The 16,067-nt window shown below is 40.3% G+C and carries 17 protein-coding genes; 16 read left to right on the plus strand and 1 reads right to left on the minus strand.

The genetic code is table 11. The features are described 5' to 3' along the window. From CYJ36_RS05005 to dapA, 16 genes are all read left to right on the plus strand, one after another. The gene (locus CYJ36_RS05005; protein WP_101565358.1) at positions 1 to 303 is read left to right on the plus strand and encodes a YlxQ family RNA-binding protein; all 303 of its coding nucleotides are present in this window, start codon (positions 1 to 3) and stop codon (positions 301 to 303) included. A 19-nt stretch (positions 304 to 322) separates the two neighbouring features. After that, entirely contained in the window at positions 323 to 2,518 is a 2,196-nt protein-coding gene (infB, locus tag CYJ36_RS05010) for a translation initiation factor IF-2 (RefSeq protein ID WP_101565360.1), read from the plus strand. After that, positions 2,515 to 2,793, plus strand: coding sequence for a DUF503 domain-containing protein (locus tag CYJ36_RS05015; RefSeq protein ID WP_101565362.1), 279 nt, complete (start codon positions 2,515 to 2,517; stop codon positions 2,791 to 2,793). Before infB ends, CYJ36_RS05015 begins: the two co-directional genes overlap by 4 nt. A gap of 15 nt (positions 2,794 to 2,808) precedes the next feature. After that, a complete protein-coding gene (rbfA, locus tag CYJ36_RS05020; protein ID WP_070877290.1) occupies positions 2,809 to 3,165 on the plus strand; it encodes a 30S ribosome-binding factor RbfA in 357 nt (118 codons plus the stop codon). A gap of 71 nt (positions 3,166 to 3,236) precedes the next feature. After that, positions 3,237 to 4,154 (plus strand): tRNA pseudouridine(55) synthase TruB, encoded by a 918-nt coding sequence (gene truB, locus CYJ36_RS05025; protein WP_308315266.1) that lies wholly within the window; start codon positions 3,237 to 3,239, stop codon positions 4,152 to 4,154. A gap of 39 nt (positions 4,155 to 4,193) precedes the next feature. Then, positions 4,194 to 5,144: a bifunctional riboflavin kinase/FAD synthetase gene (ribF, locus tag CYJ36_RS05030; protein ID WP_101565366.1), complete on the plus strand. Its 951-nt coding sequence runs from the start codon at positions 4,194 to 4,196 to the stop codon at positions 5,142 to 5,144. A 124-nt stretch (positions 5,145 to 5,268) separates the two neighbouring features. Then, a complete protein-coding gene (gene rpsO / locus CYJ36_RS05035; protein WP_101565368.1) occupies positions 5,269 to 5,538 on the plus strand; it encodes a 30S ribosomal protein S15 in 270 nt (89 codons plus the stop codon). A gap of 186 nt (positions 5,539 to 5,724) precedes the next feature. Then, positions 5,725 to 7,836 carry a polyribonucleotide nucleotidyltransferase gene (gene pnp, locus CYJ36_RS05040; protein WP_101565370.1) on the plus strand — a complete coding sequence of 704 codons (2,112 nt, stop codon included), beginning with the start codon at positions 5,725 to 5,727 and terminating at the stop codon, positions 7,834 to 7,836. Between the two features lie 126 nt (positions 7,837 to 7,962). Continuing rightward, positions 7,963 to 8,937: a polysaccharide deacetylase family protein gene (locus tag CYJ36_RS05045; protein WP_101565373.1), complete on the plus strand. Its 975-nt coding sequence runs from the start codon at positions 7,963 to 7,965 to the stop codon at positions 8,935 to 8,937. Positions 8,938 to 8,975: 38 nt separating this feature from the next. Next, on the plus strand, positions 8,976 to 10,217 hold the full coding sequence (locus CYJ36_RS05050) for a M16 family metallopeptidase (protein ID WP_101565375.1): 1,242 nt from the start codon (positions 8,976 to 8,978) through the stop codon (positions 10,215 to 10,217). An 82-nt stretch (positions 10,218 to 10,299) separates the two neighbouring features. Further along, entirely contained in the window at positions 10,300 to 10,557 is a 258-nt protein-coding gene (locus tag CYJ36_RS05055) for a YlmC/YmxH family sporulation protein (RefSeq protein ID WP_101565377.1), read from the plus strand. A 210-nt stretch (positions 10,558 to 10,767) separates the two neighbouring features. Then, a complete protein-coding gene (dpaA, locus tag CYJ36_RS05060) occupies positions 10,768 to 11,670 on the plus strand; it encodes a dipicolinic acid synthetase subunit A (RefSeq protein WP_101565379.1) in 903 nt (300 codons plus the stop codon). After that, entirely contained in the window at positions 11,664 to 12,266 is a 603-nt protein-coding gene (dpaB, locus tag CYJ36_RS05065; RefSeq protein WP_101565701.1) for a dipicolinate synthase subunit B, read from the plus strand. The genes dpaA and dpaB overlap by 7 nt, the downstream gene beginning before the upstream one ends. Before the next feature lie 139 nt (positions 12,267 to 12,405). Next, positions 12,406 to 13,449: an aspartate-semialdehyde dehydrogenase gene (asd, locus tag CYJ36_RS05070; protein WP_101565381.1), complete on the plus strand. Its 1,044-nt coding sequence runs from the start codon at positions 12,406 to 12,408 to the stop codon at positions 13,447 to 13,449. A 70-nt stretch (positions 13,450 to 13,519) separates the two neighbouring features. Continuing rightward, entirely contained in the window at positions 13,520 to 14,734 is a 1,215-nt protein-coding gene (gene dapG / locus CYJ36_RS05075) for an aspartate kinase (protein WP_101565383.1), read from the plus strand. 33 nt (positions 14,735 to 14,767) lie between these two features. Continuing rightward, positions 14,768 to 15,640 carry a 4-hydroxy-tetrahydrodipicolinate synthase gene (gene dapA / locus CYJ36_RS05080; RefSeq protein ID WP_101565385.1) on the plus strand — a complete coding sequence of 291 codons (873 nt, stop codon included), beginning with the start codon at positions 14,768 to 14,770 and terminating at the stop codon, positions 15,638 to 15,640. A gap of 83 nt (positions 15,641 to 15,723) precedes the next feature. Here dapA and CYJ36_RS24765 read toward each other — a convergent pair whose 3' ends face one another. Next, entirely contained in the window at positions 15,724 to 15,945 is a 222-nt protein-coding gene (locus tag CYJ36_RS24765; RefSeq protein WP_101565386.1) for an IS3 family transposase, read from the minus strand. Positions 15,946 to 16,067: the final 122 nt, after the last annotated feature.

Consider the following 16,067-nt stretch of genomic DNA (forward strand, 5'->3'; position numbering starts at 1 on the left):
ATGATTAAGCATCAATGGATGTCCTTGTTGGGCTTAGCAAATCGAGCAAGAAAGATTGTCTCCGGAGAAGAACTTGTCATTAAAGAAGTAAGACAATCCCGAGCAAAGCTTGTGCTTCTCTCAAGCGATGCATCAGACAATACTGCGAAGAAGGTAACAGATAAGTGCAGTTATTATAGAATTCCTCTTGTTTCGGTCCCGGATCGCTACATGTTAGGCCAGGCGATCGGAAAAGATGCTCGAGTGGTTGTAGCAATTGTTGATGCAGGCTTCGCTGCTAAGATAAAAACCTTGCTCGATTAAAATTCTTGGGGGTGACCATATGACGAAAATGAGAGTTTACGAATATGCAAAAAAACAAAACATATCAAGCAAGGATGTAATTTCAGCCCTGCAAGGTATGAATGTTGAAGTCAGCAACCATATGTCAACGATTGATGATCAAATAATTGTAAAATTGGACGGAAAATACAAGGCAGATAATAAAGATACAAATAAAACAATTTCTGTCAAACAAAGGGAAGATCAGAAGACGCCTATGCAAAAACAAGAAAATACAAACAATACAAATAATACAAAATCAGCTAATCCTGCAAAGCCTGCGGCTAAAGGAGGAGGCAACAATAAGCCTTTTAACCAGCAAGGAAAAGCAAACCAAAATAACAGAAACAACAATAAGAAAAATTTCGGCAATAAGAAAAACAACAGCAATAACAATCACCGCAGGCCTCAAGGCCAGGCTCCTGTTCAGCCTAAAAAAGAAATGCCGAGCAAAATTACGTTTACCGGCAGCCTTACAGTCGGCGAATTAGCGGGAAAGCTGCATAAAGAGCCTTCTGAAATCATTAAAAAGCTGTTTATGCTAGGTGTCATGGCAACAATTAATCAGGATCTTGATAAAGATTCAATCGAATTGATTGCGGGCGAGTATGGTGTAGAAGTGGAAGAAGTCATCGTATTTGATGTGACTGAATTTGAAGGGTATGCGACAGAAGATCAAGAAGATCAGCTTCAAATCCGCCCGCCGGTTGTCACAATCATGGGACACGTTGACCATGGTAAAACAACACTTCTTGACTCGATCCGCAACACAAAAGTAACAGCAGGAGAAGCTGGCGGAATTACGCAGCATATCGGTGCATATCAGGTTGTTGTGAACAACAAAAAAATTACGTTCTTAGATACACCTGGACATGCTGCATTTACAACAATGCGTGCCCGCGGTGCTCAAGTAACAGATATTACGATTCTTGTCGTTGCAGCTGATGATGGTGTCATGCCGCAAACAGTTGAAGCAATCAGTCATGCTAAAGCTGCTGAAGTTCCAATTATTGTTGCGGTAAACAAAATGGATAAAGAATCAGCAAACCCTGATCGCGTGATGCAGGAGCTGACTGAATACGGTCTTGTATCTGAAGCATGGGGCGGGGACACAATTTTTGTTCCGCTTTCAGCTTTATCAGGCGACGGAATTGAAGAATTGCTTGAAATGATCCTGCTTGTAAGTGAAGTAGAAGAATGGAAAGCAAATCCTAACCGTGCTGCGACAGGAACTGTTATTGAAGCTCAGCTTGACAAAGGCCGCGGTTCAGTAGCAACACTTCTTGTACAAAATGGAACACTTCGTGTAGGTGATTCAATTGTAGTAGGTAATACATTTGGCCGTGTTCGTGCAATGGTCAATGACCTTGGGCGCCGTGTGAAAGAAGTAGGCCCTTCTACTCCTGTTGAGATCACTGGCCTGAATGATGTGCCGCTTGCAGGAGATCAATTCATGGTCTTTACTGATGAGAAAAAAGCACGTCAGGTTGGAGAAGCGCGTGCAAGCAAGCAGATTGATGAACAGCGTAAAGAAGGCGCGAAATTAAGCCTGGATGACCTGTTTGAACAAATTAAACAAGGCGATATCAAAGATATCAACTTGATCGTAAAAGCAGATGTTCAAGGATCAGCTGAAGCATTGGCTGCTTCACTCCAAAAAATTGATGTTGAAGGCGTTAAAGTTAAAATCATTCTGACAGGCGTTGGGGCAATTACAGAATCTGACATCATTTTAGCTTCTGCTTCAAATGCAATTGTTATCGGTTTTAACGTCCGCCCTGATGGGAATGCTAAGAGAACCGCTGATGCTGAAAAAGTAGACATTCGTCTGCATCGCATCATCTATAAAGTAATTGAAGAAATTGAAGCAGCAATGAAGGGAATGCTTGACCCAGAATTTGAAGAAAAAGTCATTGGTCAAGTTGAAGTCCGTCAAACAATTAAAGTTTCTAAAATCGGTACAATTGCCGGTTCATATGTGACAGACGGCAAAATCACCCGCGACAGCAGCATCCGTGTAATTCGTGACGGAGTCGTAGTATTTGAAGGTGAAGTAGACGTTTTGAAACGTTTTAAAGATGATGTAAAAGAAGTTGCGCAAAACTATGAGTGCGGTATTACAATTAAAAACTTCAATGATATCAAAGAAGGAGATATCATCGAAGCGTATGTTATGCAGGAAATTGAACGCAAGTGATTGGATATGCAGAGTGTGAGTGCATCATTTATGATGCGCAATCATTGAAAGACAAACGGGCTGTTTTGCAGCGCATTTTGATGAGACTGAAGCAGAGGCACAATGTCTCTGTTTCAGAAATCGATTTTCAGGATACATGGCAGAGAACCAAGATTGGCATCGTTGCCATCACATCAAATAAAGTTCAAACTGAAAAGGAATTGCATAAAGCGCTAGCTATGATTGATTCTTTTCCTGAAATTGAACGCACTGTAACCTCGTTTGATTGGCTTTAACAGTGAGGTGATAGCATGAGTTTAAGAGCAAACAGGGTTGGCGAACAAATGAAGAAGGAATTGGGCGAGATTATCAGCCGAAAAATAAAAGATCCCCGCATCGGGTTTGTAACAGTAACAGATGTAAGGGTTTCTGGAGATCTGCAAATTGCAAAAGTCTATATCTCCGTACTTGGAGATGAAGAAAAGAGAGAGAACACCTTAAAAGGCCTTGCAAAAGCCAAGGGGTTTATCCGTTCTGAAATTGGCCAGCGCATTCGACTGAGAAAAACACCTGAAATTCTTTTTGAATTTGACGAATCCGTTGATTATGGAAATCGGATTGAAACGTTAATCCACGAAATTAATCAAGAAAACAAGCAAGAAGATTAACAGGAGAGGATAGACATCAGTCTATCCTTTTCGTTTATGAATTCTTGTTTCCTCGGGAAGGCGGAAAGTGAATAATGGAAGGTGTTTTATTAATAAATAAACCTGTAGGGATGACATCTCATGACTGTGTAGCAAAAATGAGAAGAATCGCAAAAACAAAAAAAGTTGGCCATACTGGAACCCTTGATCCCGATGTTTCAGGTGTTCTTCCAGTATGTCTGGGAAGAGCAACGAAGATTGTAGAATATTTGACTGCGTCATCTAAAAGCTATGAAGCTGAAGTTACGATTGGATTCTCTACCACAACAGAAGATTCGTCTGGCGAAATTGTTGAGCAAAAAAAAGTGGATACTGTTATTTCTGAGAAAGATGTCTTGGAAGTGCTGAAGCGGCTGACAGGAGAAATCGATCAGGTACCCCCAATGTACTCGGCCGTAAAAATAAATGGGAAAAAACTGTATGAATATGCAAGAGCTGGACTTACAATTGAACGGCCTGCAAGGAAAATTACCATTCATGAGCTTACATTATTATCTGATGTCATCCAAGGTGAAGATACTGTTACGTTTCGTTTTCGGGTTCATTGTTCAAAAGGTACATATGTTAGAACGCTGGCAGTAATGATTGGTGAAGAATTAGGCTATCCCGCCCATATGTCATACTTAATTAGAACAGCTTCAGGTTCGTTTTCGCTTGATCAATGTTTGCATTTTGAGGAAATTGAAGAGTTGGCAGATCAAAATCGCCTGCAGAATATCCTCATTCCAATCGGAACGGCTCTAAATCATTTGCCCAAAATGGTCATTAATGATACATTAGCAGAGAAAGTGAAAAACGGCGCTCTGCTTGAGGTTCCAGAGGGTTATGAACAATACACACATGAGGATTCTATCGTTGTTTATGATGAAAAAGGTTCATGCCTGGCCATTTATAAGCGGCATCCTGAAAAACATCACTTTCTTAAACCTTCAAAAGTCCTTGCAATCTGACTTGTGAAGGAAAGAAGACAGAAAAGGTGAGAAACACGAGTGAAAACGATCAAACTAACGCATCCGCATTCTTTAAACGATCTTCAAATGCCTAAATTGGCAATGGCGCTAGGCTATTTTGACGGCGTTCATCGTGGGCATCAGGAAGTGATACTAACGGCAAAAAAAACAGCAGAAGAAAAAGGATTGAAAAGTGCAGTTATGACGTTTGATCCGCACCCATCTGTTGTATTAAGAAAAGAAATTCAGCATGTAGAAACCATTACAACGCTCGAAGATAAAATAGAATTAATCGGAAAATTGGGGATTGATTATCTTTTTGTCGTCCAATTTTCAGAGGAGTTTGCAGCTCTTTTGCCACAGGAATTTATTGACGAATACATAATACGATTAAATGTAAAGCATGTGATTGCCGGTTTTGATTATTCGTACGGAAGACTTGGAAAAGGGACGATGGAGACGATGCCATTTCATTCAAGAGGTGAATTCGAGCAGACAACCATCGCCAAGCAAACAGACCATGACCGGAAAATCAGCTCCACGCTTATTAGGGAAGTCTTAAGAAGCGGCGATGTGGCATATGCAGGACATTTGCTGAATCGTCCGCACAGAGTACATGGAACGGTCATACATGGTGACAAACGCGGCAGGACCATTGGTTTTCCAACCGCCAATATCGAACTTGACGGGGCGTATATCATTCCTCCTACAGGAGTTTATGCCGTACAGTTTCAATTAGATGGAGACACGTATAATGGCGTCTGCAACATCGGATATAAGCCTACGTTTTATGATGAAAAAAAAGTAAAACCGAGCATAGAAGTACACGTCTTTGAGTTTAATAAATCTATTTATGGGAAGAATGTTTCTATAATCTGGTATAAACGAATAAGAAGTGAGCAAAAATTCAATTCGATTGATGAATTAATTGTCCAAATCGGAAAAGATAAAGCTTCAGCAGAGGAATTTTTTCAGGATATGCAAGATTAGCACTTGCTATCTGAGCAGAATAATAGTATTCTAATAAATGTAACTTTTATAACCATTGCTTGGCAGAACGATTCACCAACGTTTGCTCGGTAATTGGGGTTTTTAAATGAAGGAGGTGAATAGGATGGCAATCACTCAAGAACGTAAGAATGAACTTATTGCTGAGTACAGAACGCATGATACGGACACTGGATCTCCAGAAGTTCAAATCGCTATCCTAACTGAGGATATTAACAATCTTAATGGACATTTACGTGTTCACAAGAAAGACCACCATTCACGTCGCGGTCTTTTGAAAATGGTAGGTAAACGCCGTAATCTTTTAACGTACCTACGAAATAATGACGTAACTCGTTATCGTGACCTGATCAACAAGCTTGGTTTACGCCGATAATCTTTGGAAAGCGGGAGTATTCCCGCTTTTTTAGTGTATTTAAATTGATATCTTAAATGAATAAAATAAGATTTTAACACGATCTATTTACATACCTGAATAACATTGATATGTTGAATTTAAATGGTTCATAATAATACATAATTGTATGTTGTGACTTAAATGAAGAGAGGAGTTCATTCTTATATGGGACAAGAAAAACAAGTGTTCTCCATTGATTGGGCTGGAAGAGAATTGACCGTTGAAGTAGGCCAGCTGGCTAAGCAGGCAAATGGCGCTGCTCTTATCCGCTATGGAGACACAGCTGTATTAAGTACAGCTACAGCATCAAAAGAACCTAAAACAGTTGACTTTTTCCCGTTAACTGTCAATTACGAAGAGCGCCTTTATGCAGTTGGTAAAATTCCTGGTGGATTTATTAAACGCGAAGGACGCCCAAGTGAAAAAGCCATTCTTGCAAGCCGTCTGATTGACCGTCCATTGCGTCCATTGTTTGCTGACGGTTTCCGAAATGAAGTACAAGTTGTAAGTATTGTGATGAGTGTCGATCAGGACTGTTCATCTGAAATGGCAGCAATGTTCGGTTCATCTCTTGCTTTAACTGTGTCTGACATTCCATTTGAAGGCCCGATTGCAGGTGTAGTTGTCGGCCGTGTGGATAATCAATTTGTGATTAATCCGACGGTTGAGCAAATGGATAAAAGCGATATCAACTTGATTGTTGCAGGCACAAAAGATGCCATTAACATGGTAGAAGCAGGAGCGAATGAAGTTCCTGAAGAAACGATGCTTGAAGCGATCATGTTTGGTCATAATGAAATCAAGCGTTTGATTGCATTCCAAGAAGAGATTGCTGCTCAAGTCGGGAAAGCAAAATCAGAAGTTAAACTGTATGTTCTTGATGCTGATCTTGAGACAAGCATTCGGGAAATGGCTGAAAAAGACTTGCTTTCAGCGATTCAAGTTCAGGAAAAACATGCACGTGAAGAAGCAATAAATGAAGTGAAGAAAACTGTAATTGCTCATTTTGAAGAGCAGGAGGCGGAAGCTGACACTCTTAAACAAGTGAAAGAAATCCTCTCTAAATTAGTCAAACAAGAAGTCCGCCGTCTGATCACTGAAGATAAAGTCCGTCCGGATGGACGTAAAATTGATGAGATCCGTCCTCTTTCATCTGAAGTCGGTTTGTTATCCCGTACACATGGTTCAGGTCTGTTCACACGCGGTCAAACTCAGGCGCTCAGCATTTGTACGCTTGGAGCACTAGGAGATGTGCAGATTCTTGATGGTCTTGGCCTTGAAGAAACGAAACGCTTCATGCATCATTACAATTTCCCGCTGTTCAGTGTAGGGGAAACTGGATTTATGCGCGGTCCAGGACGGCGTGAAATCGGCCATGGCGCGTTAGGCGAACGAGCTCTAGAGCCTGTCATTCCTTCAGAAAAGGATTTCCCGTACACAGTCCGCCTGGTATCAGAAGTTCTTGAATCAAACGGATCAACCTCCCAAGCAAGTATTTGTGCAAGCACGCTTGCCATGATGGATGCAGGAGTTCCGCTTAAAGCTCCTGTAGCAGGCATTGCAATGGGTCTTGTTAAATCAGGAGAGCATTACTCAGTGCTGACTGATATTCAGGGAATGGAAGATCATCTTGGAGATATGGACTTTAAGGTAGCAGGTACAGCTAAAGGCGTAACTGCCCTTCAAATGGACATAAAAATTGAAGGATTATCCCGTGAAATATTAGAAGAAGCACTTCTGCAGGCTAAAAAAGGCCGCATGGAAATCCTGGATTCAATGCTTGCGACGATTAAAACTCCTCGTACAGAGCTGTCTAAATATGCTCCTAAAATTTTAATGATGGCAATTAATCCTGATAAAATCCGTGATGTCATTGGACCAAGCGGAAAGCAAATTAATAAAATCATTGAAGAAACAGGCGTTAAGATTGACATTGAACAAGACGGAACCGTATTTATTTCATCAACAAATGAAGAAATGAATCAAAAGGCAAAACAAATCATCGAAGATATTGTCCGTGAAGTAGAAGTAGGACAAATGTATTTAGGTAAAGTGAAACGCGTTGAAAAGTTCGGTGCTTTCGTTGAAATATTCAATGGCAAAGACGGTTTAGTACACATTTCTGAACTCGCTGAAGAGCGCGTTGGAAAAGTCGAGGATGTTGTTAAAATCGGTGATGAGTTGCTTGTGAAGGTAACTGAAATTGATAAACAAGGTCGCGTAAATCTTTCCAGAAAAGCAGTTCTTCGTGAAGAAAAAGAAAAGCAAAATTCTTAAAGTGTAGAAGCCAGAGAAAGAATGCTGGCTTCTTTTTGCTTTTTTTAGGGTATACTGATGCAGCAGCAACATGTTCTACCTTGTCCCCTCTTTACATATTTTTTAGTAAAAAGGGGGAAGACAAACATGAAAAGATATCATTTTTTCAGCATTTTGCTGATTATCGCCTTCACTGCAGCTGCTACACAAAACCCATATACAGCGACATATGTCAGTATGATAAAAAATAAAGATATTTCTGCTGTGCAACAAGGGAATCAACTCTACCAAACGATTGCTGCAAAAGCGAAGGACTATGAAAAACCAGCCCAAGATGCTCATATACATACGGTATGGAAAGCAACACCAGGCTATAATGGCGTGACAGTCGATATTGATGAATCTTATAAAAGAATGAAGAAATCAGGAAGGTTTGATGAGAAAAAGCTTGTGTATAAACAGATTAAGCCAAATATCCATTTAGCTGATCTGCCGCCGGCTCCCATTTACAGAGGACACCCTGACAAAGAGATGGTTTCTTTTCTCATTAATGTCGCATGGGGTAATGAATTTCTTCCAGTAATGCTTGGCGTTCTAGAGGAAAATAAAGTAAAAGCTACCTTTTTTATTGAAGGCAGATGGGCAAAAGAAAATCCTGAGCTTGTAAAAAAAATTAAAGATTCTGGCCATGAAATTGGAAATCATTCCTATTCGCATCCGGATATGGCAAGAATTACGACAGATCAAATCCGCAGGCAAATAGGTTCGACAAATGAAGTTCTAAAAGAGATTACAGGTGAAACACCTGTCTGGTTTGCTCCTCCTAGCGGAAGCTTCAGACAGGATGTGATCACGATTGCAGATCAATACAAAATGGATACGGTATTATGGAGTGTTGACACCATTGACTGGCAAAAGCCTGAGCCCAGCGTATTAGTTGAACGCGTTCTCAAAAAGGTTCATAATGGTGCTATGATTCTCATGCATCCGACTGATTCCACATCAAGAAGCTTAGAAACGCTGATACAGTCTATTAAACAGAAGGGCTATTCTTTCGGTTCTGTTTCAATGCTCTTAGATGAAAAACGTCTGCCTTCATCCCAGCAAGAAAATTTCAAATAATCACGGAGTCTCGGAGCTTACAGATAGGAGGAACAAGTTTGATTAATAAATACACATGCCAAAATGGTGTAAGAATTGTGCTCGAAAACATCCCGCACGTAAGATCGGTTGCAATCGGGGTTTGGATTGGAACGGGCTCAAGAAATGAAAATGAAAAAAACAATGGGGTTTCCCACTTTTTAGAGCATATGTTTTTTAAAGGCACAAAAACAAGATCTGCAAGAGATATTGCAGAATCATTTGACAGTATCGGAGGACAAGTAAACGCCTTTACTTCAAAGGAATACACATGCTACTATGCTAAGGTGCTTGATGAACATTCAAATTTTGCCCTTGAAGTGCTTGGAGATATGTTCTTTAATTCAACCTTTGATGAGATCGAATTGAAGAAAGAAAAAAATGTAGTTTATGAAGAAATTAAAATGTATGAAGATACACCTGACGATATCGTCCACGATTTGCTGAGTAAGGCGACATATGGAGATCATCCCCTTGGGTATCCGATTTTAGGAACTGAGGAAACGCTTAGAGAATTTGAAAGCGACACATTAAGGGAGTATATGGATCAATATTACACTCCTGAAAATGTTGTAATCTCTGTAGCAGGAAACATTACAGAAAGCTTTATTTCCGAAGTGGAAAATCTGTTCGGATCATTTGAAACGTCTCAAAAGGGCGTGGAAATCGCTCCTCCTGCATTCATGGATCAGAAGCTTGCCCGCACTAAAGATACAGAACAAGCTCACCTTTGCATTGGATTTGACGGTCTTCAGGTCGGCCATGAGCAGATCTATGATTTAATCGTATTAAATAATGTTCTTGGAGGCAGTATGAGCTCACGATTGTTTCAGGATGTTCGTGAACAAAAAGGACTTGCCTATTCCGTTTTCTCATATCATTCATCCTACAAGGATAATGGCATGCTGACGATTTACGGGGGAACAGGCCGTGCGCAGCTTGATGTTTTGTTTGAAACCATTCAGGAAACACTTTCGAATTTCAAAAAAGAAGGCATTACCTCAAAAGAACTGTCAAACAGCATTGAACAAATGAAAGGCAATTTGATGCTTTCGCTAGAAAGCACAAATAGCCGTATGAGCCGAAATGGAAAGAATGAGCTTCTGCTTGGGCGTCATCGGAGCCTGGATGAAATGATCGAGAAAATAAATGAAGTGACAGCTGACAATGTCAATGCACTCGCAAAACAATTATTCACAGATAATTACTCAGTGGCACTAATTAGCCCAGACGGAAAATTACCATCTGCTTTAAGAGGATAACAAATCCAGGAACCTGTAAGATTTTCTTGCAGGTCTTTTTTATTTTTGGATGGATATACATGATAAAAAGGATGGTGGTTTTATGAGGCTGAGCGAGCTAAGCGGGAAAGAAATCGTTGATGTGAAAAGAGCGGAGAGATTAGGAGTTTTAGGTCAAACGGATCTGGAAATAGATGAACAATCCGGTCAAATTACAGCTCTTGTTATACCATCGACTAAGTGGTTTGGATTTAGAAAGCAAGGAGACGATATCAGGGTCCCATGGCAGCATATTAAAAAAATTGGATCAGATATGATTATATTGGATATTGAAGATAATCAAATAAAGCTGATTGAGTAAAAAGCGATGGAGGATCCATCGCTTTTTTTTATTGAATGCCTAATGGCTTCAAGTCTATATGCAGATTAGGTGCAATTCCGTACCGTTTAATTATATCCGTCAAAGACTATCACCCTGAAGGCTGATTTTACATAAGATGTTTAAGTAAGATCACTCAGGAATACATCAAAATGAATATATACATCGCGAAAAAGTAGGTGAAAGGATCGTATGTTAACAGGGCTGAACATAGCAGTCATTGGAGGAGATGCCAGGCAGCTGGAGGTTATTCGTAAATTAACTGAACTCGATGCCAAGCTTTTTTTAGTCGGTTTTGACCAGCTTGATCATGGGTTTACAGGAGCCTCGAAATTAAAGCTTGCCGAAGTGCGTTTTGAAGAAATAGATGCCATCATTTTGCCTGTTCCCGGAACGAATTTGGAAGGTCATGTCGATACCATTTTCTCCAATGAAGAAGTAGTGTTAACGGAGGAGATCTTTGCGAAGACACCGCCTCATTGCATTATTTATTCCGGAATAAGCAATTCATACTTAGACGGAATAATTGATATTGCAAATCGTGAATTAGTCCAGCTTTTTGAAAGAGATGATGTGGCCATTTACAATTCGATTCCTACAGTTGAAGGAACGATTATGATGGCGATACAGCATACAGACTTCACGATACATGGCTCTAAAGTAGCAGTACTGGGTCTCGGCCGTGTAGGAATGAGTGTTGCACGAACATTTTCAGCACTTGGAGCCAGAGTAAAGGTTGGGGCAAGAAAATCTTCGCATATTGCAAGAATTATTGAGATGGGGCTTGATTCCTTTCAGCTGGAAGACTTAGATAAGGAAGTTTCTCAAATCGATATTTGCATTAATACAATTCCTCATCACATTGTTACCGCAAAAGTAATTTCTAAAATGCCTGCACACACACTGATTATTGACCTTGCTTCAAAACCGGGAGGAACCGATTTTAAATATGCTGAAAAACGAGGCATTAAAGCATTGCTGGCACCAGGGCTTCCTGGGATTGTCGCTCCAAAAACGGCTGGACAGATCGTAGCAAATGTTTTAGCCGTTTTGCTGACAGAAGAATACTCCAGATGGAAGGGGTCATCATCATGAAGGTTAAAGGAAAACGAATCGGTTTTGGTTTAACCGGATCTCACTGCACATATGATGCAGTTTATCCGCAAATTAAAAGATTAATTGACGAAGGTGCAGATGTAATGCCCGTAGTCACATTTACAGTCCAATCAACAAATACAAGGTTTGGCGAGGGTGAAGAATGGATCAAAAAGATTGAAGATTTAACAGGACATAAAGTGATTGACTCGATTGTAAAAGCAGAACCGCTCGGACCGAAAATCCCCCTTGATTGTATGGTTGTGGCACCTATGACAGGAAATTCTATGAGCAAGCTTGCAAATGCAATGACAGACTCTCCGGTGTTAATGGCAGCAAAGGCTACTCTAAGAAATCATCAACCGATTGTACTTGGAATATCCACCAATGATGCACTTGGTTTAAATGGCATGAATTTAATGAAGCTGATGGCTACAAAAAATATATATTTTATTCCGTTTGGCCAAGATGCACCATTTAAAAAGCCAAATTCATTAGTGGCGAAAATGGACTTATTATTAGAGACGGTTGAGGCAGCACTTGATCACTCGCAATTTCAGCCAGTCCTTATCGAAAAATTTCGAGATGACGAATAGAAGACTTCTTGATAGAATAGAAGGCAAGAAAAAATCATAGTTGTATAATGAATGGACCTAGTCTATGATAAACTAATATGTAATATGATATGAAGTTAATCAGGCAGCAGCCGGATAATCGCGGAAGGAGTTTTGAAAAATGAATACAAATGGATATCATGTTGCCGTTGTTGGAGCCACAGGTGCAGTAGGACAGCAGATGCTGCAAACTTTAGAAGAGCGTGATTTTCCAATCTCTAAGCTTACTTTGTTGTCTTCTGAGAGATCAGCAGGCAAAAAAGTAACTTTTAAAGGGAAAGAATATGTGGTTCAAGCTGCAAAGCCTGAAAGCTTTGAAGGTGTACAGATTGCGCTATTCAGTGCAGGCGGCAGTGTTTCTAAAGAGCTTGCCCCGGAAGCAGTTAAGCACGGTGCTATTGTTGTTGATAATACAAGTGCCTTCCGCATGGATGAAAATGTTCCGCTTGTCGTTCCGGAGGTAAATGCGGAAGATTTAAAAGAACATAATGGAATTATTGCAAATCCAAACTGCTCTACAATCCAAATGGTGGTTGCACTTGAACCGTTGCGCAAGGCTTTTGGATTAAACAAAGTAATCGTATCGACTTACCAGGCGGTATCAGGCTCCGGTGCTGCAGCGATTGAAGAATTGAAAAGTCAATCAGAAGCTATTTTGGCCGGAAAAGAGTTCACACCTGAAATTCTTCCTGTAAAAGGCGATAAAAAGCATTTCCAAATAGCATTCAATGCCATTCCTCAAATTGATAAGTTTGAAGAAAACGGCTTTACATTTGAAGAAATGAAAATGATGAATGAAACGAAAAAAATCATGCACATGTCAAATCTGGAGATTGCAGCCACATGTGTGCGCATTCCAGTTGAAACGGGCCATTCTGAATCTGTCTATATCGAATTGGATTCAAATCCTGGTTCAGTGCAAGACATTCATGCTTTATTAAAAGATGCACCAGGTGTAACCCTGCAGGATGATCCGCTCACACAAACATATCCAATGCCGGCAGACTGCGTCGGAAAAAATGATGTTTTTGTCGGACGCATCCGCAAAGATCCAGATCGAGCAAATGGCTTCCATTTATGGATTGTGTCTGATAACCTTTTAAAAGGTGCAGCATGGAATTCCGTTCAAATTGCAGAAAGCCTTGTTAAATTGAAACTAGTTTAAGCAACATCGAAGAGAGCGAGGGTACATAATACCTGCTCTCTTCTCTTACGTATAGAGTCGGGGTGTAAGAATGAAAATAATCGTTCAAAAATTCGGCGGGACGTCTGTAAAAGATGATCACGGCCGCAAAATGGCGCTAAAACATATTAGAGATGCATTAAAAGAGAAGTATAAAGTCGTTGTAGTCGTTTCTGCAATGGGCAGAAATGGAGATCCATATGCAACAGATTCCTTATTAAATCTTCTGTATGGAGGAATTGCATCCATTTCAAAACGCGAACAGGATATGCTTTTATCATGCGGTGAAACCATTTCTTCTGTTATTTTTACCAGCATGCTGCAGTCGGAAGGAATTGCAGCAACATCAATGAGCGGAGCACAGGCAGGATTTTTAACCAATGAAGATTACACAAATGCTAAAATCCTTGATATGCGATGCGAACGTCTCAGAAGTGAGCTCGAACACTATGATGTAGTTGTCGTAGCCGGCTTTCAGGGTGCAACTAAAAATGGTGACATTACAACGATAGGCAGAGGCGGAAGTGATACTTCAGCTGCAGCCCTAGGTGCAGCACTTGAATCTGATTTCATCGACATTTTTACTGATGTTGAAGGTGTTATGACAGCTGATCCACGCATTGTAGAAAGGGCAAAGCCGCTGACTATGGTAACATATACAGAAATTTGCAATTTGGCTTATCAGGGTGCTAAGGTTATTCATCCAAGAGCAGTAGAAATTGCGATGCAGGCTAAAGTGCCAATCAGAATACGTTCAACCTATTCTGAAGGACTCGGCACACTTGTCACATCACATCACTCGGAAAATTTGGGAAGTGACATCCATGACCGTCTCATTACGGGGATTGCCAATGTTTCAAATGTCACTCAAATTAAAGTAACTGCAAAAGAAGGTCAATACGAAGTCCAGGCTGAAGTATTCAAGGCTATGGCTCGCGCAGGGATCAGTGTTGATTTCTTCAACATTACGCCAAGAGCAGTCATTTATACGGTTGCTGAAGAACTCACAGATCAAGCTGTCGAAATTTTAAGAGGTTTGGATTATGAACCTGGCGTAAAAAGACATTGCGCTAAAGTTTCAACAGTCGGAGCGGGTATAGCAGGAGTCCCTGGTGTAACAGCTAAAATTGTAACAGCTCTGTCAGAACAAGGCATTCAAATTCTTCAATCTGCTGATAGTCATACGACAATTTGGGTATTGGTAAGAGAAGAGGATATGATAAATGCAGTAAATGCTTTACACGATGCATTTGATCTTTCAAAATGAGCTTGATCTTGAATGAAAAAGAGGAGTGTCACTATGATTGACTTTGGAAAGATTTCAACCGCAATGGTTACCCCATTTGATAAAAATGGAAACATCGATTTTACGAAAACATCACAGCTTGTCAACTATTTAATACAAAATGGATCTGATTCACTTGTTGTTGCTGGTACGACAGGAGAATCTCCAACACTAACAGTTGAGGAAAAAGTAGCATTGTTTAAGTTTATTGTTGCTGAAGTAAATGGAAGAGTGCCTGTCATTGCAGGGACTGGAAGCAACAATACGAAAGCATCAATCGATTTAACTAAAAAAGCAGAAGCGGCGGGTGTTGATGCTGTTATGCTTGTTGCACCTTATTATAATAAGCCTAATCAAGATGGCCTTTATCTGCATTTTAAAACCATCGCAGAATCAACGAGCCTTCCTGTTATGATTTATAACGTTCCAGGACGCACCGTAGTCAGCATATCTCCTGATACGATTGCAAGACTTGCTGAAATACCGAATGTGGCAGCTGTGAAAGAGGCAAGCGGAGACCTTGATGCAATGTCAGAAATCATTTCAAGAACGCCCGAAGATTTTGTACTGTATTCAGGTGATGACGCCTTAACTCTTCCTGTTTTGGCAATAGGAGGAACAGGAATTGTATCTGTTGCATCCCATGTTATCGGAAATGAAATGCAGGAAATGATTGCAGCCTTTCAATCAGGTGAAACTGTAAGAGCAGGCGCCATTCACCGACAGCTGCTTCCAATAATGAAACAGTTATTTAAAGCACCAAACCCTGCACCTGTAAAAACAGCACTTCAGTTAAGAGGCCTTGATGTTGGACCTGTAAGACTGCCTTTGATTTCTTTAACTGAAACTGAAAGAAGCGAATTAACGAAAGTGTTGACTTCCTTGTAAGAACAAAAGCAGTGGTTCCTTGCATAGCTGCAGCTATTAATAATTGCTTGAAATTATTTATATTCAATTAATAAAAAAGAGACTTAAGCAGCTAGTAAATGACCCCGGTATTGAGCCGGGGTCATTTTTTCTAGTCCCCATTGATAACGATGATGATTATACTCTTCCATAAACAGATCAACTTCTTGCTTTAACTGGTGGTAGTTGTCACAGGCTTTGTAATTAACATGATCCTTAAAATGACCAAAGAAGAATTCCCAATAAGATGATATTTCCCTGATGCACCATTTAACGTCGTTCTTCAGTGCCTGCCTCTTTCTTCGTTCAAATTAATGATTTAATTATAAACGGGTTCACTCGTTTAGACATAGAAAAACTGAATAAGGGGCACTTTTTATTAAGTGTCCATTATTCGGGAAGTAGTTCA

The sequence above is a fragment of the Bacillus sp. UMB0893 genome (assembly GCF_002858905.1).
In the GTDB taxonomy this organism is placed as follows: Bacteria; Bacillota; Bacilli; order Bacillales; family Bacillaceae; genus Bacillus_P.